The organism is Streptomyces griseiscabiei (assembly GCF_020010925.1).
GTDB classification, from domain to species: domain Bacteria; phylum Actinomycetota; class Actinomycetes; order Streptomycetales; family Streptomycetaceae; genus Streptomyces; species Streptomyces griseiscabiei.
In genome coordinates, this window is sequence record NZ_JAGJBZ010000001.1 from 1,124,184 (window position 1) to 1,142,750 (window position 18,567).

15 protein-coding genes and 1 tRNA gene are annotated in these 18,567 nt (G+C 73.5%); 11 read left to right on the forward strand and 5 right to left on the reverse strand.

The genetic code is table 11. From position 1 onward, the window contains the following. Positions 1 to 215: 215 nt before the first annotated feature. Complete coding sequence (locus J8M51_RS04855; protein ID WP_086756287.1) at positions 216 to 1,727, forward strand: hypothetical protein; 1,512 nt, start codon at positions 216 to 218, stop codon at positions 1,725 to 1,727. Positions 1,728 to 1,802: 75 nt separating this feature from the next. Here J8M51_RS04855 and J8M51_RS04860 read toward each other — a convergent pair whose 3' ends face one another. Continuing rightward, positions 1,803 to 2,399: a histidine phosphatase family protein gene (locus tag J8M51_RS04860; protein WP_086756289.1), complete on the reverse strand. Its 597-nt coding sequence runs from the start codon at positions 2,397 to 2,399 to the stop codon at positions 1,803 to 1,805. 195 nt (positions 2,400 to 2,594) lie between these two features. Here J8M51_RS04860 and J8M51_RS04865 point away from each other — a divergent pair, with 195 nt between their 5' ends. The 7 genes from J8M51_RS04865 (at position 2,595) to J8M51_RS04895 (ending at position 9,272) form a co-directional block, all read left to right on the forward strand. Next, positions 2,595 to 3,626, forward strand: coding sequence for a phosphatase PAP2 family protein (locus J8M51_RS04865; RefSeq protein ID WP_086756290.1), 1,032 nt, complete (start codon positions 2,595 to 2,597; stop codon positions 3,624 to 3,626). After that, the gene (locus tag J8M51_RS04870) at positions 3,577 to 4,770 is read left to right on the forward strand and encodes a hypothetical protein (protein ID WP_086756292.1); all 1,194 of its coding nucleotides are present in this window, start codon (positions 3,577 to 3,579) and stop codon (positions 4,768 to 4,770) included. Before J8M51_RS04865 ends, J8M51_RS04870 begins: the two co-directional genes overlap by 50 nt. After that, positions 4,761 to 6,392 (forward strand): hypothetical protein, encoded by a 1,632-nt coding sequence (locus J8M51_RS04875; protein WP_086756294.1) that lies wholly within the window; start codon positions 4,761 to 4,763, stop codon positions 6,390 to 6,392. The genes J8M51_RS04870 and J8M51_RS04875 overlap by 10 nt, the downstream gene beginning before the upstream one ends. Further along, positions 6,389 to 7,732, forward strand: a complete 1,344-nt coding sequence (locus tag J8M51_RS04880; RefSeq protein ID WP_267298984.1) for an AAA family ATPase — start codon at positions 6,389 to 6,391, stop codon at positions 7,730 to 7,732. Before J8M51_RS04875 ends, J8M51_RS04880 begins: the two co-directional genes overlap by 4 nt. Before the next feature lie 189 nt (positions 7,733 to 7,921). Continuing rightward, positions 7,922 to 8,284, forward strand: coding sequence for a hypothetical protein (locus tag J8M51_RS04885; protein WP_216591859.1), 363 nt, complete (start codon positions 7,922 to 7,924; stop codon positions 8,282 to 8,284). 252 nt (positions 8,285 to 8,536) lie between these two features. Further along, the gene (locus J8M51_RS04890) at positions 8,537 to 9,208 is read left to right on the forward strand and encodes a bifunctional DNA primase/polymerase (protein WP_086764742.1); all 672 of its coding nucleotides are present in this window, start codon (positions 8,537 to 8,539) and stop codon (positions 9,206 to 9,208) included. Then, positions 9,199 to 9,272 (forward strand) — tRNA-Lys (locus J8M51_RS04895). Before J8M51_RS04890 ends, J8M51_RS04895 begins: the two co-directional genes overlap by 10 nt. 56 nt (positions 9,273 to 9,328) lie before the next feature. Here J8M51_RS04895 and J8M51_RS04900 read toward each other — a convergent pair. Continuing rightward, the gene (locus tag J8M51_RS04900) at positions 9,329 to 10,732 is read right to left on the reverse strand and encodes a M6 family metalloprotease domain-containing protein (protein WP_267298985.1); all 1,404 of its coding nucleotides are present in this window, start codon (positions 10,730 to 10,732) and stop codon (positions 9,329 to 9,331) included. Positions 10,733 to 11,119: 387 nt separating this feature from the next. Between J8M51_RS04900 and J8M51_RS04905 the strand changes: the two genes are divergently transcribed. Beyond that, positions 11,120 to 12,982 carry a putative bifunctional diguanylate cyclase/phosphodiesterase gene (locus J8M51_RS04905; protein ID WP_086754562.1) on the forward strand — a complete coding sequence of 621 codons (1,863 nt, stop codon included), beginning with the start codon at positions 11,120 to 11,122 and terminating at the stop codon, positions 12,980 to 12,982. Here the strand turns inward: J8M51_RS04905 and J8M51_RS04910 are convergent. The 3 genes from J8M51_RS04910 to J8M51_RS04920 all read right to left on the reverse strand — a co-directional run bounded on the left by J8M51_RS04910 (position 12,973) and on the right by J8M51_RS04920 (position 15,846). Beyond that, the gene (locus J8M51_RS04910; RefSeq protein WP_086754560.1) at positions 12,973 to 14,106 is read right to left on the reverse strand and encodes an LLM class flavin-dependent oxidoreductase; all 1,134 of its coding nucleotides are present in this window, start codon (positions 14,104 to 14,106) and stop codon (positions 12,973 to 12,975) included. The genes J8M51_RS04905 and J8M51_RS04910 overlap by 10 nt on opposite strands. 202 nt (positions 14,107 to 14,308) lie before the next feature. Next, positions 14,309 to 15,040 carry a maleate cis-trans isomerase family protein gene (locus J8M51_RS04915; protein WP_086754558.1) on the reverse strand — a complete coding sequence of 244 codons (732 nt, stop codon included), beginning with the start codon at positions 15,038 to 15,040 and terminating at the stop codon, positions 14,309 to 14,311. Next, entirely contained in the window at positions 15,037 to 15,846 is an 810-nt protein-coding gene (locus tag J8M51_RS04920; RefSeq protein WP_179202983.1) for a maleate cis-trans isomerase family protein, read from the reverse strand. Before J8M51_RS04920 ends, J8M51_RS04915 begins: the two co-directional genes overlap by 4 nt. A 141-nt stretch (positions 15,847 to 15,987) precedes the next feature. On the opposite strand from J8M51_RS04920, the gene J8M51_RS04925 reads away from it, so the two are divergent. Continuing rightward, positions 15,988 to 16,947, forward strand: coding sequence for a D-2-hydroxyacid dehydrogenase (locus J8M51_RS04925; RefSeq protein ID WP_086754554.1), 960 nt, complete (start codon positions 15,988 to 15,990; stop codon positions 16,945 to 16,947). Between the two features lie 20 nt (positions 16,948 to 16,967). Beyond that, on the forward strand, positions 16,968 to 18,365 hold the full coding sequence (locus J8M51_RS04930) for an amidase (RefSeq protein WP_086754552.1): 1,398 nt from the start codon (positions 16,968 to 16,970) through the stop codon (positions 18,363 to 18,365). Positions 18,366 to 18,567 lie beyond the last annotated feature (202 nt).

Below are 18,567 nucleotides of genomic sequence, written 5' to 3' on the forward strand. Positions count from 1 at the left end.
GCGTCAACGGCTACGGCGAAACTGCGCCGCAAAGGATGGCAGTTCATGGCAGATCCAGGATGAGATATCCGGTTTGTAGCCAAACCTCGCGTGGAGGCCCCGATGGGGCGGGTACGTTCTTGCCCCGCCGGACACAGCGGAACCAAACGTGCAGCACGCACACAAGTCCTAATGAATCCGGCATGGTTCGACGGTTCGCGAGAGAGGGCCCGGCCATGGCGTCGTCAGCGGTGACCTCGTCCCAGTTCCCCCGTCCACAACGGCCGAACCTCGCCTTCAGGCGGCTGCGCGGGCAGCGTTCGCCGGGCGAGTTCGCCGCGGCGGTACGGCGGGCCGCGCGTGAGATCGGCGAGCGGGTGAGCTGTGACGCGCGTTACGTCGGACGGGTCGAGGCAGGCGAGATCCGCTGCCCCAACTACGCATACGAACGGGTGTTCTTGCACATGTTCCCCGGCCGGACACTGACCGACCTGGGGTTCGCGCCCCGCGCGGAGGTACGCGGTCGGGGGGCGCGCCCCGCCGAGGAGGCGCCCTCCCCTCGCAACAAGAGCCGCTCGCACTCCTCACACGGAACGAGGGGTGAGACGGAAGGGGCGTACGAGCCGTATGACACGCAGGAGATGTACGACATGCAGGACCCGCGGGGCGACACGGGCTATGTGCGCGGCCGGCGGGGCACGCAGCACACGTACCAGAACCACGAGGAGAGCGACGTGCAACGTCGCGCGTTCATGACCGGAGGTACCGCCGCGATGGCGGCCGCCTCGTTCGGCCCCTTCGCCCTGGGGGGCACCGCCTCGGCCACGGGCCGTCCCGTGCACCGGGCTGGTACGGGGGAGGCGGGGGCCCTCGAAGCGGCCGTACGCAAGATCCGGCTGCTCGACGACCGGCACGGGGCGGACGGGCTGTACCGCAGGGCCTCGGCGCCGCTGCGGGCGGCGTACGCGCTGCTCGACGCGGGCACCACCCGGCAGGCGACCGCCGACCGGCTCTACTCGGGGGCGGGCGAACTGGCCATCTCCGTGGGCTGGCTGGCCCATGACTCGGGCCGGTTCGACGACGCCCGCTCGCACTACGCGGAGGCCCTCGCCACCGCCCGGATGTCGGGGGACGCCGGGCTGGAGGCGCACGCGTTCTGCAACACGGCGTTCCTCGCGCGGGACGCGGGCCGCCCGCGCGAGGCGGTACGGGCGGCGCAGGCCGCGCAGCGGGTCGCCCGGCCGCTGGGCTCGCCCCGGCTGATGTCCCTGCTGGCGCTGCGGGAGGCGGGCGGCTGGGCGGGGCTCGCCGACCGCACCGGCTGCGAGCAGGCGCTGGCCCGGGCGCACGCCCTGTTCGGCCGGGGGGCGTCCGAGGCCGACCCCGAGTGGATGAGCTTCTACGGGGAGGCCGAGCTGGAGGGCCTGGAGGCGCAGTGCTGGTCCACGCTGGGCGACTGGCCGCGGGCGTCGCGGCACGCGCGCCGGGCGGCCGGGACACAGAACCCGCACTTCACCCGGAACATCGCGCTCTACACCGCCGAGCTGGCCGACGACCTCGCGCGCGGGGGGCGTCCCGACGAGGCCGCGGCGGCCGGGATGCGGGTCCTCGACCTCCTCGACGAGGTCCAGTCCTCCCGTGTCCAGCAGATGCTGGCGGGCACGGCACGGGTCCTGCTGCCGCACCGCCGGGCCTCGGGGGTGTCGGCGTTCCTGGAACGGCACGCGGGGGTCGCGCGGAGCGCATAGCCGGGCGCCGGCGGCGGAGAGCCTCTGCGGCGGAGGGCGTCTTCCGCGGAGGACGTCTTGCGCGGAGGACGACGGCTAGCCGGCCAGGTGCCCCGTGTCGTTCCACGACTCGATCGCCGGGTCGCCGTAGGCCCAGCCGAGGACCGACAGGGACGTCGGGTTGAGGCGCACGCGCGCGGCGAAGGAGAGGTCGAGGCCCAGCCAGCGGGCGGCTATGGAGCGCAGGACGTGGCCGTGGGCGAAGACCAGCACGTCGCGGTCGTCCGCGCGGGCCCAGGCCACCACCTCGTCCGCGCGCGCGGAGAGCTGGTCGAGGGTCTCGCCCCCGGGGACGCCGTCGCGCCACATGAGCCAGCCGGGGCGGAAGGCCTGGATCTCGGCGGGGGTGAGACCCTCGTACGCGCCGTAGTCCACCTCCATCAGCGTGTCCCACTCGGTGGCCCGGTCGCCGAAGCCGGCCAGATCGCATGTCTCACGCGCGCGGGAGAGGGGACTCGTGCGGACGTCGACACCGGGCAGCCCGTCCAGGGGCGCCCGGTGCAGGCGCTCCCCGAGGAGCTTGGCGCCGCGCCGTCCCTCTTCGAGGAGCGGAATGTCCGTCCTGCCGGTGTGCTTCCCGAGCAGGGACCATTCCGTCTGTCCGTGCCGGGCCAGCAGGATGCGCGGTGCCATGGGCTTCCTTTCAGGACGCCTTCGGGAAGAAGGGAGAAATCGGAGGCGGATGTCTCCATCATCGCTCACGCTGTCGGAGGGCAACCCAAAAGGCGATCCCGGCGTCTTGGACATCGTCTTGCTCAAGGGCCACAGCAGCACCACACACAGATGAACATCGACGCGTACAGGCGACAGATGGGGGAGGACGTTCGGATGCCGCAGACCGAGGCGACCGAGGCACCGGTTACCAGAAGGACCGGCGCACCGGTTACCGAGGCGGCGCCGAGCTCCCGGCTCCGCTGGTGGACCGAGCTGCCGCTGATCCTGCTGGTGTACGGGGCCTACTCGGCCGGCCGGCTGCTGGCCCGCGGCGACACCTCGCACGCCGTCGAGCACGGGCTGACGATCCTGCGGATCGAGAAGGCCCTGTGGCTCAACGCCGAGCATCCGCTGAACCGTCTGTTCACCCGTGAACCCTGGATAGGGATACCCGCCGACTTCTGGTACGCGTCGCTGCACTACCTGGTCACACCCGCGCTCCTGGTCTGGCTCTTCAGGTCCCGCACCGTGCGCTACCGCGCGGCCCGGACCTGGCTGCTGACCTCCACGTTCATCGGCCTCATCGGCTTCACCCTGCTCCCCACCTGCCCGCCCCGGCTGCTCGCGCCCTCCCACGGCTTCGTCGACACCATGGCGTACTACAGCTCCTGGGGCTGGTGGGGCGGTGAGGCCAGCGCGCCCCGGGGCCTGGGCGGCATGACCAACCAGTACGCGGCGATGCCGAGTCTGCACGTCGGCTGGGCCCTGTGGTGCGGGGTGATCCTCTGGCGCTTCGGCGGCGGCTCCCGTCTCGTCCGCACGGCCGCGGTCGCGTATCCGCTGATCACCACGATCGTGGTGATGGGCACCGCCAACCACTACTTCCTCGACGCGGTGGCGGGCGCCGCCGTGATGGGGGCGGGTCTGCTGCTGACCCCGCTGGTGCTGCGGATCGCGGACCAGTGGCGCGGCTCGCTGGGACTCGCGGCGGTGGCCGGGGAGCGGTTCGGCGGGGCGGACCGGCGTCCGGCGGAGGAACCCGCCCTTCCCGCCACAGCGGCCTCTTCGGGCTCGATCTCCCCCATTGTCAGTGGTGGGTGCCAGACTTCCCCGGGTGAGCGATTTCCACGGCAGCGGATCACCGGACCCGAGCCGGGTGCCGCCCCCTCGGAAGCAGGGGACGGCGCTCCGGCAGCGACTCGCTGAGCTGCGCGGACCCGAGGTCCCCCCCAAGGCGCTGGACGCGCGCGCCCTCGCGGCGCTCGCGGCCAACCCCGGCTGTGAGCGCCGCGCGCTGCTCGACGGCGCGGGGGTGAACAAGGCGGTGCTGGCGGACGCGCTCGGCTCGCCCTCCGCCTTCGGCCAGTCCCAGTTCGCCTTCATGCGGGGCAACGCCTTCGAGGCCCGCGTCAAGGCGGACGGCGGCGCGGAGCTGCTGCGGCTCACGCACGAGAGACTGGACCCCGGCGCCGAGCCGCCGAGCTCGGCGTCCGTTCCCGACCTCACCGCCGTCGGTCCCGAGGGCCGCGCCGCCCGTACGGCGCTGGCGCTGCGCGAGGCCACGGACGCGGGCGGCTGGACACTGCTGGACCACCCCATGCTCGCGCTCGACGTCGCGGGCACCCCCGCGTTCCTGGAGCCGGACGCCGTGGTGGTCCACCCGGACGGCAGCTGGTCGGTCGTCGAGATCAAGTCCTTCCCGATGCTGGACGGTTCGGCGGACCCGGCGAAGGTCGGCGCTGCGGCCCGCCAGTCCGCGGTGTACGTGCTGGCGCTGGAGGAGGTCGCCGCCCGGCTCGGCGGCGAGTCCCGCAAGGGCTCCCCCGCTCCCGAGGTCCGCCACCGGGTGCTGTTGGTCTGCCCCAAGGACTTCACCAACCTCCCCACGGCCGCCGCGGTGGACATCCGTAAGCAACGGGCGGTCACCCGCCGCCAGTTGACCCGGCTGACCCGGATCGAGGAGATCGCGGACACCCTCCCCGAGGGCACCTGCTTCGCCACGGACCTGCCCCAGGGGCGGCTGACGGAGGCCGTCGAGGCGCTGTCCGCCACCTACGCCCCCGAGTGCCTCGCCGCCTGTGAGCTGGCCTTCCACTGCCGGGCCCGCTCCCGCACGGACGGCGCGGTCACGTCCCTGGGCCGGGCCACGCGCGCCGAGCTGGGCGGCCTCACCACGGTCGACGACGTCCTGGCGGCGGCCCACGGCCGGGCCGGCGACCCGGACGACCCCGCCGTGGCCGCGCTGCGCAGAGCCGCGGCGCTGCGGGCGGAGGCGCTGGGCACCCCGGGCGCGCGCCGCGAGGCGACCCCCGTCCTCGGTACGGCCCCGGAGGGCGTTCCGTGTCGCTGATCGCCACCCTCGCCCGTCTCGAAGCCGTCAGCACGGGCCGCGCCCAGCCCGCCGCCACCGTCCTGCACCGGCATCTCTCGGACCGCCCCCTCGTCCTCGTGCCGCTCACCACAGCCGGTGAGGCAGGGGCCCCGCTGGGCGCGCTCGTCGGCACCGACCGGGACGCGCCCCGGCTGCTGGTGGTGGCCCAGCCCCGCGACCGCGACCTGCGGTTCGCGTTCCTGGCCGAGCTGGCGGACATCGTGCTGCCGTACATGGACACCTACGCCGACGTGGTGGAGGCGGCCGAGCGCAACGAAACCGATCCGGAGACCGGCAAACGCGTCAAGGTCGAGGTCGAACTGTGCGCGGACGCCCCGCAGTTGATCCTGCCGAGCCGCACGGGCATCGACTTCGTCCGGCTCCTCGGGCGCTCCATGCGGTTCCGGCGCACCGCCGAGCAGGACCCGGAGGCGCCCCATCCGGCGCCCCCGCGCGTGCCGTTGCTCGGCCGGTGGCTCACCCACTTCGGGGAGCGGGCGCGGGTGCCGGGCTCCTCGCTGCTGCTCGCGCTCACCGATCTGCTGTCGCGGCACTGGGCCACCGGCCAGTCCGGGGTGGAGGACCAGCACCTCGCGTCGCTGCTGGCCTGGATCGACCCGCCGGAGGGGGAGCCCGGCGAGGCGGCGGCGCGGCGGGCCGAGCTGGCGCGGGACGCCGAGGGGCAGTTGCTGTGCCCGCCCGCCGGACCCGCGACCGACCCGGCGTTCGACAACAGGCTGCTGGCCCCCGCCATCGAGCGGTACGACAAGGCGCGCCTCGCGCTGGCCGCCGCCGAGGACGGCATGGAGGCCGACGACCGGCTGGGCGCGCTGACCGCCGCCGAGCGGGAGATCCGCGCCCTGGTCGAGAGCCGCACCCGGCCCACCTGGGACGCGGTCTGGCACGGCCTCGACCTGCTGCGCGCCCTGCCGGAGGGTGCCCACGCGGCCGACCGGTGGACCCGCGACCGCTGGTCCTTCACCGGCCACCGGGACCGGATCACCGCCGGGGAGCCCCCGCAGCCCCGGATCGACGACGCGGTCACCGCCGCGAACAAACTGGCCGCGCGCGAGCGCGAACAGGCCCGCCTCGACGCCCAGGAGGCGCTGGACGACCCGCTCGTCATGGCCGGGCGGCGGCTCGCCGGGGAGGCGTTCGCCGGAGAGGTCACGGACGTCGTGATGGCGTACAGCGAGAGCAAGCGGCCGAGCCCCCGGCCGCTGGTCACCGTACGGACCCACGACCGGCCGCATCTCGGGGAGCGGGCGAAGGTGTACCGCTCGCTGGGCGGGAAGCCGCAGACGGCGGAGTTCGTGGCGTACGAGGAGTGCGCGGACTCCGGGGAAGGCGGGACCGGTGGCCCGGACGGCGGCCTGCTGGTGCTGCGGATCATGGACAGGATGGGGCGGGGCAAGGAGCCGGAGGCCGGGTCGGTGCCCGAGATGGGGGACCTGCTCTGCTTCACCCTCTTCGAGCACGACCAGCGGGGCGGGGCGAAGCTGCCGGACCCCGAGGAGACACCGTGGACGCACGGCGGGCCGCCGGGTGAGCCCGACGCCGTACCGCTGCCGGACCCGGTGACCGAGGAGGACGTGCTGTGACCGTCACCGAGACCGTGCTCGACCCCGGGGCGGCGGCCGGCCGCGCCACCGACGCGATCCTGCGCGACACGCTGCACGGGGACGCGCGCGGGGTCGTCGTCGACTCCCCGCCCGGCGCCGGGAAGTCGACCCTCGTGGTCCGCGCCGCGCTGGAGCTGGCCTCCGCCGGACGCCCGCTGATGGTCATCGCACAGACGAACGCGCAGGTCGACGATCTGGTGATCCGGCTCGCCGAGAAGGAACCGGACCTGCCGGTCGGCCGGCTGCACAGCAGCGACAGCGACCCCTACGACAAGGCGCTGGACGCCCTGGGACACGTACGGAAGTCGACGAAGGCAGCCGATCTCGCCGGGCTGGACGTGGTGATCTCCACGGCCGCGAAGTGGGCCCACGTCAAGGGTGTCGAGCCGTGGCGGCACGCGATCGTCGACGAGGCGTACCAGATGCGGTCGGACGCGCTGCTGGCCGTGGCGGGCCTGTTCGAGCGGGCGCTGTTCGTGGGTGACCCGGGGCAGCTGGACCCGTTCGCGATCGTGGGCAGCGAGCAGTGGGCGGGGCTGTCGTACGACCCGTCGGCCTCGGCGGTGACGACCCTGCTGGCGCACAACCCCGAGCTGCCGCAGCACCGGCTGCCCGTGTCGTGGCGGCTCCCGGCGTCGGCGGCGCCGCTGGTCTCCGACGCGTTCTACCCCTTCACCCCGTTCCGCAGCGGCACGGACCACGGGGACCGCGGGCTCGGGTTCGCGGTGCCGTCGGACGGCTCCGGCCCCGACCGGGTCATCGACGAGGCGGCGGAGTCGGGGTGGGGCCTGCTGGAGCTGCCGGCCCGGCACACACCCCGCACCGACCCGGAGGCGGTCCGGGCCGTCGCGCTGGTCGTACGGCGGCTGCTCGACCGGGGCGGGGCGGCGACCTCGGAGCGGTCCGACGAGCCGGTGCCGCTGACCGCCGACCGGATCGCCGTCGGCACGGCCCACCGCGACCAGGCCGCCGCGGTGCGCTCCGCGCTGGCGGAGCTGGGGGTCGCGGACGTGGTGGTCGACACGGCGAACCGGCTCCAGGGCCGGGAGTACGACGTCACGGTCGTCCTCCACCCGCTCTCCGGGCGGCCCGACGCGACGGCGTTCCACCTGGAGACCGGACGGCTGTGCGTCCTCGCCTCCCGGCACCGGCACGCCTGCGTCGTGGTGTGCCGCGCGGGTGTCTCCGACCTCCTCGACGACCATCCGTCCACCGAGCCGGTCCAGCTGGGCGTCACCGTGAAGTTCCCGGACGGCTGGGAGGCGAACCACGCGGTCCTGGCGGAGCTGGGGGAACACCGGGTGGCCTGGCGGCCTTAGGACAGATGGGGAAGGTGGGGACAGGAGCGGGGCGGCGCCTTCGGGGGCGCGGGTGTGTGAGGGGCGGGGTGCGGGGCGCCGGGTGGGCTCGATGCCCACTTGCGCGGTCACGAGACAATGGACGGTGGCCTTCCCCCCGGGACACCCCCGGGGCCGGCCCACCGAACCGTCGTACGAGGAGGAGAAGACATGGCGGAGCCCACGTCGCGTCGGAACGAACCGCGGCTACGCCCCGCGCCCCTGCTCTTCGAGCCGGCCGAGGCGGCCGGGGACCCCGAGCACTTCTTCGATCTGGAGTCGATCGACGACCCGCGGGCGCTGCTGTCGCGGGCGACGGAGTTGGCGCAGGCGTTCCGGGCGGCGGCGGACCGGGCCGTGGAGTTCCAGGCGATGGCGGCGGCGCAGCTCGCCGATCCCCGGCGGTTCGACCGGCTGACCGCGGCGGATGTCGCGGAGCGGGCGGAGTGGACCGAGGACTACGCGAAGAAGATGATCGAGTACGGGCGGGAGCTGGCCCGGGGGCGGGACGCGAGCGGGCCGGAGTCCCTCTGAGATCCGGGGCCTGGGCGGGGCTCGCACACCGGCGCTCGCCGGGTGCCGCCCCGCCCACCTGTGCCGCCCCTGGCGACGCGGGCGCCCGCCGCCACACCGTGAAGCGCTGCGGCGAATCACCACCGTGAAGCACCGCCCTGAAACACCCTCTGGCATATGCCGAGTGGGCAAGATACCCCACTTGCCCACCTGCCGTACCAGTTTTCGGTAACTGCCCGGGGTCGGGCGATGGCGGGCGGTACACCTGGAGTCATGAGCGGTGAAGTGGGGACGGGCAGGTATCCGGGGGACGGGGTCGATGTCTCCGGGGTCACGGCGGACGGGGCGGCTTGGCTGGCCTCGGCAGGAACGTATCCGCGCAGCACGCTGACGCTGTGGGAGGAGCGGCCGGCGGCGCCGGTGGTGCTGCCCTGCGGCACCGTCTTCGACGTCGTCAGCGTGCCGGCGATCTTCGGGCGGCGGATGCTCGACCGGCTGTGGGACGGGGGCCCCGGTTCGGGACCGGTCGCCGTCTACCGGGGGCGCATGCTGCTGTTCGCCTCCCCCGGCACCGCCCAGCGGCTGCCCACCCTCCTGGAGTGGGAGGAGTGGGGCTCCCCCGGCCGTACCGGCGCCGTCCCGCCCCTCCTCTGCCACGGCGCCGGCGACGCGGTCACGGTCCCGGCCGTCCTCCGCCCCGACCCCTCCGACCGGACCGATCCGGCCGACCGGCCCGGCGGTCCCGGACGCCCCGGAGTCACCCGGCTCGGGTCCCGCTGGCTCGTCGCCCCGGACACCCTGCGACCTTGGCTTCCGGGGCCCGAGGTACTGCTCTGGGCGGCCGTCCGCGCGGCCCGGTCGAGCGCCTCCGCGACCGTGCGGGTATCGATTTTTCCTCCCGCCGATCAGGGTGCTAAGGTCTACGACGTCAGCAGGCGCCGCTAGCTCAGTTGGTTAGAGCAGCTGACTCTTAATCAGCGGGTCCGGGGTTCGAGTCCCTGGCGGCGCACGACACGAAGGAAGCCCCTCGCGCGAGCGAGGGGCTTCCTTCGTTCTCCCGTCCGCTCACCGGTCCGTGGTGATCCGCACCGTCCACGCCCCCGTCGCCGTGCGCCCCTCCACCGCCACCCGCACCGCCTCCCCCGGCACGGTGAAGCTCTCCCCCACCCCCACCGGCGCGTCCGCGAGGGGCGGGTACACGGACTCCTCCCAGCAGGCTTCGGTACGCGGATGGGCGTCGAGGACCTCGATGGGGCCGTTGCCCGACTCGGCGCCGCCGCGGATGCGATAGACGAGGACGCCCTGGGTGCAGACGGCGGCGTCGTTGCCGACCGCGCCCCGCGCCTCGATCGCGAGGACACTGTCGGGACCGGTACGGACGACCGCCAGCTTCGCCCCCCGCCCGGCGCCGAAGGCGCGCGCCCCGCCCCCACCGCCGTCGCCACCACTGCCGCTGTCACCGGTGCCGCCGTCACCGCCGGCGGCCCGCCGCCCCCCGGACCCGGTCGCGGCACCCACCCCCGGCCCCGCGCCCGCGTACCCGACGGCCTCCCCCTCGTACGCCCCCTTCGGCCCCGCGCCCACCGCCTCCAGCGTCAACCTCGTGGTCCCCACCCCCCGTACGCATGTCACCTGGCGCGGTTCCAGCCAGCCGAGCTTCCACTTGTGCCAGGCGAACAGGTCCGGGGCCAGGGCGAACTGGCTGCCCATGAGGTCCCAGTCGCCGACATGGGTGTCCCAGTCGCCCTTGCCGTCGGCGGGGCGGTGGTAGAGGTCGGGGAGGTCGAAGACATGGCCGGTCTCATGGGCGAGGACGAGGCGGTCCGGCGGGTGTCGCTCGAACACGGTGACGACCCGGCGAAGGTCCGCGCCGTCGACCTCCAGCGGGGATTCGAGGTTGACCACCTTCGTCGCGTCCGAGTCGACGCCGGGTGCGTGCGGATCGGCGACGAAATACACGATGTCGTAGCGGGAGAAGTCGACATGCGGGTCGGCCGTGGCGAGCGCGTCCCTGAGGTAGGCGGCCCGATGCGTCGCGTTCCAGTCACGTCGTATGGCGTACGCGGTCGACGGCTGCGGCATCTCCAGCCACTCGCGGCGCGGATGCGGGCGGAGCGCGAACTTGCCGTACGAGGCGCGTTCGAAGAACTCACTGGTGGCCGGAAAGTGATCCGCGGTCAGTTCGGCCGGTGTGGTGAGAGGGGCCGCGTCCGGGAATGACAAGAATACGAGTACGGCGTCGAGGTCGCGGGTGGGGCGTGGATACGCGGAATTCCAGGTGTCGAGACCCTCCGAGTGGTGTGCCTGGGTGCGCCGCAGGGTGCACGGCTCCGACAGCGGTACGGCGGAGGGAGCCGCGATCAGGGAGGTCGCGGCCAGTGCGGTGAGGGAGGTGAGCATGGCCGCGGTACTGCGCAGAGTGGGCGCCCGGTCGCCGAGGAGTTCCTTCCGGGGGAGCGGACGCTGCACGGAGACCTCCGGATGCGGATCTTGGGGACACCGCGTCCAGATTTTCCGAATTTGTAGTACTACGCCCTGTTTGCCTGCACCAGAAGGGTGAGGGGCGAGCGAGGGGGCGGGGGACCGCCACCCGGTTGCCGACACCCCGGGCACTCACAGAACGTCACAAGCGGTCGACGGAACGGGGAAGCTGTTCAGCTCGGGGCAGAAACGATCTGTCAGATCAGGTCGTTGTTCAGGGAGACTGGAGAGTGGCTGGAAGGCCCTGGGGTCAGCCTCTATGATCGGCACACTTTCCTGCACGGACACGGCTCGAGCGCCCTTACGTACCTGGTTCGGCCGCTCCGACGAGACAAACGAGATCCATCGAAAACGAGTGCACTGCGGGAGCGAACGGTGAGCGGAACGTCCCAAGGGCCGGCGCCCGCGGCAGACCTCGTCCGGCCGGCAATTACAGAACGTAACGTCCATGCGTCAGTTCCGTCGTCCGGGGAGAGTCCCACGACGCCTGCCGCCTTCTCCGTCGCGCCGCTGGCCATGGCCGTCGTCGACCGGGACGGGCTGGTCGTCACCGCCAACGGGGCGATGGGGACCCTGCTGGGGACGGGCGGGGAGCCGCTCGTCGGGCGGGTCGCCGCCGATCTGGTGGACCTCGCCTCGGACACCCGTACCTGGCACGCGTACCGCGAGGTGCTGCGCGGCCGGCAGGCCCGGCTCCGCTGCACCCGGCGGCTGAAACAGCCGGACGGGACCTGGCTGTGGGTGCAGGTGTCCGTGGCACCGCTGCCCGAGGAGGAGCGGGCGGTGCTCCTCTCGGTCACCGACATCAGCGCCAACCGCCAGCTTCAGGCCAGGCTCCGCCATCTCCAGATGCACGACCCGGTGACCCGGCTCCCCAACCGCACCCTGTTCTTCGAACAGCTCTCCGCCGCCCTCGAACGGGAGGCCTACGACGAGGCCGGCACCGGGCGGATCGGCCTGGTCTATCTGGACCTGGACGGGTTCAAGGCGGTCAACGACACCCTCGGCCACCGGGTCGGCGACCGGCTCCTCACGGCCGTCGCCGAGCGGCTCACCCGGTGCGCCGACGAGGCCGCGCTGCTGCGCACGGCCGGTACGGCGGCCGGGGCGCCGCTGGTGGCCAGACTCGGCGGTGACGAGTTCGCGCTGCTGGTGGAGGACTCCACCGGCACGGAACAGCTCGCCGACCTGGCCGACTCGGTGCTCAAGGCGCTGCAGGCGCCCTTCGACCTGGCCGGTCAGCGGCTGTCCGTCTCCGCCTCGATCGGGGTCGTCGAACGGCAGTCGACGAGCACCACGGCGACGGGGCTGATGCAGGCCGCCGACACCACGTTGTACTGGGCGAAGGCCGACGGCAAGGCCCGCTGGACGCTGTTCGACCCGGAGCGCAACGCCCACCGGATGACCCGTCAGGCCCTGTCGTCCACGCTGCGGGCGGCCGTCGGGCGGGGCGAGTTCGTGCTGGAGTACCAGCCGCTGGTGGGCATGGCCGAGGGCGAGGTGCGCGGGGTCGAGGCGCTGGTGCGCTGGCATCACCCGCAGTTCGGCCTGTTGACGCCGAATCGGTTCATCTCACTGGCCGAGGAGGACGGTTCGATCGTCCAGCTCGGGCGGTGGATTCTGGCCACCGCCTGCCGGCAGGCCCGGCGCTGGCAGATCGACCACCCCGAGCGGGCGCCGATCTTCGTGAGCGTCAACGTCGCCGTCCGCCAGGTCTGGGACTCCGACCTGGTCGCCGATGTCGCCGAGATCCTCGCGGAGACCGGCCTCGCCCCGCACCTGCTCCAGCTGGAACTCACCGAGTCCGCGCTGATGGGCTCCGCCGGGCGCCCCCTCCAGGCACTCAAGGCGCTGAGCGACATGGGCGTCCGTATCGCCATCGACGACTTCGGCACCGGGTACTCCAACCTCGCCTACCTCAGCCGGCTGCCGGTGTCGGTGCTGAAGCTGGACGGGGCGTTCGTCCGGGGGTTCCAGTACGAGGGCGCGGAGGAGGGGGTGGCCGCCGGGGACGACGGACAGCCCAACCCCGCCGACGAGATCATCGTCGAGGCGCTCGTCCAACTCGCCCACCGGCTCGGGCTGTCCGTCACGGCGGAGGGCGTGGAGACCGACGCGCAGGCCTCGCGGCTGCGCCGGCTCGGCTGCGACACCGGGCAGGGGTGGCTGTACTCCCGCGCGGTGTCGCCGGAACGGATCGCGGAGCTGCTGGGGGCGGCGGCCTGCCCTCAGGCCTGAGCGGCGCTCGGTTCCGTGGCGGCCCCGGCCGCCGGGAGGTCGTACGCGTCCGCGATCAGTTCGTAGGAGCGCAGGCGGAGTTCGGCGCTGTGGGCGTGGGTGGTGAGCATCAACTCGTCCGCGCCCGTGCGCTTGTGGAGGTCGTCGAGGCGGGTGCGGACCTCGTCGACGGTGCCGTGGACGACGTCCGCGTTCCAGGAGTCGATGAAGTCCTGTTCGACGACGCTGAACTGGTGCGCCTCCGCCTCCTCCGGCGTCGGGACGAGACCGGGGCGGCCGGTGCGCAGCCGGACCATGTTGAGCGCGGCGGCCCTGACCTGGCGGCGGGCCTCCTTCTCCTCGTCGGCGGCGAGGGCGGAGACACCGATCAGCGCGTACGGGGCGTCCAGGACCGGCGAGGGGCGGAACGACTCCCGGTACAGGTCGAGCGCCGGGATCGTGTTCCGGGCGGAGAAGTGGTGGGCGAAGGCGAAGGGGAGGCCGAGGGAGCCGGCCAGCCGGGCGCTGAAGCCGGAGGAGCCGAGCAGCCAGACCGGGGGGCGGTGCGGGGACTGCACGCCGCCGGGTGAGGTGCTCTGGATCGGGCCCGGGACCGCGTGGATACGACGGTAGGGGTGGCCGTCGGGGAAGTCGTCGTCCAGGAAGCGGGTCAGCTCCGCGAGTTGCTCGGGGAAGTCGTCGGCGCCCTCGTGGAGGCTCGTCGAACGGCGGAGGGCGGCGGCGGTGGCGCCGTCCGTGCCGGGGGCGCGGCCGAGGCCGAGGTCGACGCGGCCGGGGGCCAAGGCTTCGAGGGTGCCGAACTGCTCCGCGATGACCAGGGGGGCGTGGTTGGGGAGCATCACACCGCCCGAGCCGAGGCGGATGCGGGTGGTGTGGGCGGCGAGGTGGGCGAGGATCACGGCCGGGGAGGACGAGGCGACGCCGGGCATGGAGTGGTGTTCGGCCACCCAGTAGCGGTGGAATCCGCGCCGCTCGGTCTGGCGGGCGAGGGTGACGCTGGTGCGGAGGGCGTCTGTGGCTGTGCGGCCGGCGCCTACGGTGACCAGGTCGAGGACGGAGAGGGGGGCCGGGGCGGTGCCCTTGGCTTCGCCTCGTATCTCGTCCGGTGTCTCGGCTGTGGTCACGGTGGGGCCTCCTGGGGTGTGTGGCTTGGGATACCGGGTGGGTTAACAGGAGGGTGGCTCCGGTTATTCCCTCGCCCCCGCCGCCCCTACCCGTCCCGTCCCTTCAAGGGGCTGCGCCCCTTTGACCCCCAGGCGTCCGTTCGGTGGGGCTTCTCGCGCAGTTCCCCGCGCCCCTTCAGGGCGCGGGGAAGTGGGCCGGTGGTCATACCTGCACGATCGGTTCCCTGGTGAACAGGGCGCCCAGTCGTGGGGCGTTCACCCTCCTGTCCGCCAGCCTCAGGGCTTCCCAGACCGTGACCTGGTTGGCGGTGAGGACCGGTTTGCCGAGTTCCTTCTCCAGGGTGGGGATGTGGGAGGCGGTGTGGAGGGCGGTGTCGGGGAGGAGGACGGTGTCCGCGTCGGGATGGTCGGCGGCGCGGGCCAGGGCGAGGGTCTCGTCCAGGCCCCAGGTGCCCACCTCGGCCGCCGTGATGATGCCCGCGCCCCGGACGGAGAGGACCTCGATGCCCGCCGCCGCCAGGAAGTCGACGAAGAGACGGGCCACGTCGTCGGGGTAGGTGGCGGCCACGGCGACCTTGGTGGCGCCCAGCTCCCGGGCCGCGTGGGCGAAGGCGAAGGAGGTGGAGGAGGCGGGGAGGCCGGCGGCGCGGGCGAGGGCGCGGATCTGCTCGTGGGCGCCCTCGTAGCCGTGGACGAAGCTGCCGCTGGTGCAGGCCCAGACGACGGCCTCGGCGCCGGACATGCGCAGGGCCTCGCAGCCGGCGGCGAGGCGTTCGGGGGCGCCCATCTCGCGCAGGGCGTCGACGCGGTGGGCGTCCTCGCCGATGTCGGTGTGCACCACGTCCACCCGGATGTCGCTGCCGAGCAGTTGCTCCATGCGCGGATAGTCGTCCTCGGCGGAGTGGCCCGGGTAGAGGAAACCGAGTGCGGTCATGCCCAACCTTCCTGTTCTTCCGGCAGTACGGGCGGCGGCGGTACAGGCCCTCGGCCAAACGTCTGTTTGGCCGACTCGTCGATCAGAGCCTGGTACGGGCCCACCGCCCGAGTACCCAGATGACGCAGTGCCGCCCATATCGTCACCTGGTTGGCCGAGAGAACGGGCATCCGCAGTTCCGCTTCCAGCTGGGGGATGACGTCGTACGTGGGGAGGTTGGTGCAGGAGATGAAGAGTGCGTCCGGCGTCGGCGGCCGGACCGCGTGGTGGGCCATGGCGACCACGTCGTGGTACGGGACCTTCCAGATGTGCCGGACCAGGCCCAGCGAGGCGCGGCCGGTGACCAGGACGCCCGCCTCGGCGAGGTACTCCTCCAGGGACCGGGTGACCGAGACGGTGTACGGGGTGACCAGGGCGATCCGGCGGGCGTTCAGCTCGGCCAGGGCGGCGAGCATCGCGCCGGAGGTGGTGACGGCGTGCGCGGCGCCCGCGCGGGTCATGGCCTCGCCCATCGCGCGCTCCCCCGCGACCCCGCCGACGAAGCTGCCGCTGGTGCAGGCATAGGCGACGACCTCGGGCGCGACCTCGTTGAGGGCCCGGACCCCCTCGTGCAGGGTCTCGTGCTCGGAGACCAGCCGGGCCAGGTCGAGGCTGACCTCGACGGGCACGTACGGGGTCCGGGTGAGGTGCAGGGAGACGTCGTCCGGGACCCAGCGCCACAGTTCGCGGTCGAGGGCGAAGTCGAACGGGGCGATGACACCGACGCCGCGCTGCGGACGGGGTCCACCGAGGAAGGAGACGCTCATGACAGCCACCGGCCTCACGGAGAGAGATGTGCGGGCGACAGACCGTGCGCAAGTCCGTGTTGACGAAGGTAGGTTCGGGTGCGAGCGTGGTCAATCAGTGCATGTCACACGCATCTCGTGGGGTGGCCGGTGTCCTCGCCTTTGACCTCGTCGCAGCGTCCGCGTCTGCTCGTCCTCGACGCCGAGCCGCGTCCCCGGCTGGGGCGGCTCACCGGGCGGGCCACGGTCGAGTACGCCGACGCCTCCGCCCTGGCCGGGCGGCTGCCGTCCGCCGATGTGCTGCTGGTGTGGGACTTCGCCTCCCACGCGGTGCGCGAGGCCTGGCCGGGCGCCGGGCCCCGGCCGCGCTGGGTGCACACCGCGAGCGCCGGCGTCGACCACCTCCTCGGTCCCGGACTCGCCGCCGACGAGGACACGGTGGTGACGAACGCGCGGGGTGTCTTCGAGGTGCCGATCGCCGAGTACGTCGCCGCGCTCGTCCTCTCCATGGCCAAGGATCTGCCGCGCAGTTGGGAGTTGCAGGGGCGGCGGGAGTGGCGGCACCGGGAGGCGCTGCGGGTGGCGGGCGGCCGGGCGTGCGTGGTCGGCTCCGGGCCGATCGGGCGGGCGGTCGCCCGCACCCTCAAGGCCCTCGGCCTGCACACGGCCCTGGTCGGGCGGACCGCGCGGGCGGGGGTGCACGGCCCCGAGGAACTCGACCGGCTGCTGGCCCGCGCCGACTGGGTGATCGCGGCCGCGCCGCTGACGGAGGCGACGTACGGCATGTTCGACGCCCGGCGGTTCGGGGTCATGCAGCCGTCCGCGCGGTTCGTCAACGTGGGGCGTGGGCAACTCGTGGTGGAGGACGCGCTCGTCGAGGCGCTGCGCAAGCGGTGGATCGCGGGGGCGGCGCTGGATGTCTTCGAGCGCGAGCCGCTGGGGCCGGACGATCCGCTGTGGGAGGTGCCGGGGCTGATCGTCTCACCGCACATGAGCGGGGACACGGTGGGGTGGCGGGACGAACTCGGCGCCCAGTTCGTGGAGTTGTTCGGTCTGTGGGAGGCGGGCAAGCCGCTGCCCAACGTGGTCGACAAGCAGCGCGGGTACGTGCCCGGGCACTGAACTCCCCGGGGAGGGGCCGCATGTCGGAACTGCCGGAACTGACCGCCGTACGACTGGTCGAGGGGTACCGCAAGGGCGAGTTCAGCCCGGTGGACGTGGCGCGGGCGGTGCTGGAGCGGGCCGAGCGGGTGCAGCCGGACGTGAACGCGTTCGTGCGCGTCGACACCGAGACGGCCCTCGGGCAGGCACGGGCGTCGGAGGAGCGCTGGCGGCGCGGGGAGCCGGCCGGGGCCGTGGACGGGGTGCCGGTCACCGTGAAGGACATCCTGCTGATGCGGGGCGGGCCGACCCTCAAGGGCTCCAGAACCGTCGCGGAGCACGGCAGTTGGGACGAGGACGCGCCGTCCGTGGCCCGGCTGCGGGAGCAGGGCGCCGTCTTCCTGGGGAAGACCACGACGCCCGAGTTCGGCTGGAAGGGCGTCACCGACTCACCGCTCAGCGGGGTGACACGCAATCCGTACGACCACACCCGTACGGCCGGCGGGTCCAGCGGTGGCGCCGCGGCGGCCGTCGCGCTCGGGGCGGGGCCGCTGGCGCTCGGCACGGACGGGGGCGGCAGTGTGCGCATTCCGGCCGCGTTCTGCGGGGTGTTCGGGCTGAAGCCGACGTACGGGAGGGTGCCGCTGTATCCCGCGAGCGCCTTCGGGACGCTGTCGCACGTGGGGCCGCTGACCCGGGACGCGGCCGACGCGGCGCTGATGCTGGACGTCGTCTCCGGGCCCGACGCACGGGACTGGTCGGGGCTCGGGCCGCCCCCCGGGTCCTTCGTGGACGCGCTCGCCGGCGGGGTGCGGGGGCTGCGGGTCGCGTACTCGGCCTCGCTCGGCGGACAGGTCGCCGTACAGCCGGGGGTCGCCCGCGTGGTGCGGCGGGCCGTGGAGGGGCTCGCCGGGCTCGGGGCGTACGTCAGCGAGGCCGACCCCGACTTCTGCGATCCCGTCGCGGCGTTCCACACCCTGTGGTTCAGCGGGGCGGCGCGGGTGACGCAGCGGCTCGGGGCGCGTGAGCGGTCGTCGCTGGACCCCGGGTTGCGGGAGATCCGGGAGCTGGGGGCGCGGATCTCCGCGCTGGACTATCTCGCCGCGGTGGATGTGCGGATGGATCTCGGGCGGCGGATGGGGGCGTTCCACGAGCGGTACGACGTGCTGGTCACGCCCGCGTTGCCGGTGACCGCGTTCGAGGCGGGGGTGGAGGTGCCGGGGGGTTCCGGGCATCGGAGGTGGACGGGGTGGACGCCGTTCACGTACCCCTTCAACCTCACGCAGCAGCCCGCGGCGAGTGTGCCCGTGGGGGTGGACGGGGGTGGCTTGCCGGTGGGCTTGCAGGTGGTGGCCGCTCGGCATCGGGACGATCTGGTGTTGCGGGTGGGGCATGCGTTGTTCGAGGCGGGGGTGGCTTCGTCGCGGCGCGCCGCATAGCTCGGGGGTACGGGGTTCGTCGGCGGGTGCGGTCCGGTGGGGCTTCTCGCGCAGTTCCCCGCGCCCCTGAAAAGCAGGGGCTGCGCCCCGTGCTTTTCAGACCCGCCGCCGGTCGCCTTCAGGGCCACGGGGCCCTGGTCTTTCAGGGGCGCGGGGAACTGCGCGACCAGCCCCCACCGGACCCGCACCCGCCGAAGAACCC

Excerpts from the sequence above, each read along its gene's own strand:
- J8M51_RS04855 (WP_086756287.1), top strand. The coding sequence starts at position 216 with ATGGCGTCGTCAGCGGTGACCTCGTCCCAGTTCCCCCGTCCACAACGG.
- J8M51_RS04860 (WP_086756289.1), bottom strand. The coding sequence starts at position 2,399 with ATGGCACCGCGCATCCTGCTGGCCCGGCACGGACAGACGGAATGGTCC.
- J8M51_RS04865 (WP_086756290.1), top strand. The coding sequence starts at position 2,595 with ATGCCGCAGACCGAGGCGACCGAGGCACCGGTTACCAGAAGGACCGGC.
- J8M51_RS04885 (WP_216591859.1), top strand. The coding sequence starts at position 7,922 with ATGGCGGAGCCCACGTCGCGTCGGAACGAACCGCGGCTACGCCCCGCG.
- J8M51_RS04890 (WP_086764742.1), top strand. The coding sequence starts at position 8,537 with ATGAGCGGTGAAGTGGGGACGGGCAGGTATCCGGGGGACGGGGTCGAT.
- J8M51_RS04915 (WP_086754558.1), bottom strand. The coding sequence starts at position 15,040 with ATGACCGCACTCGGTTTCCTCTACCCGGGCCACTCCGCCGAGGACGAC.
- J8M51_RS04920 (WP_179202983.1), bottom strand. The coding sequence starts at position 15,846 with ATGAGCGTCTCCTTCCTCGGTGGACCCCGTCCGCAGCGCGGCGTCGGT.
- J8M51_RS04930 (WP_086754552.1), top strand. The coding sequence starts at position 16,968 with ATGTCGGAACTGCCGGAACTGACCGCCGTACGACTGGTCGAGGGGTAC.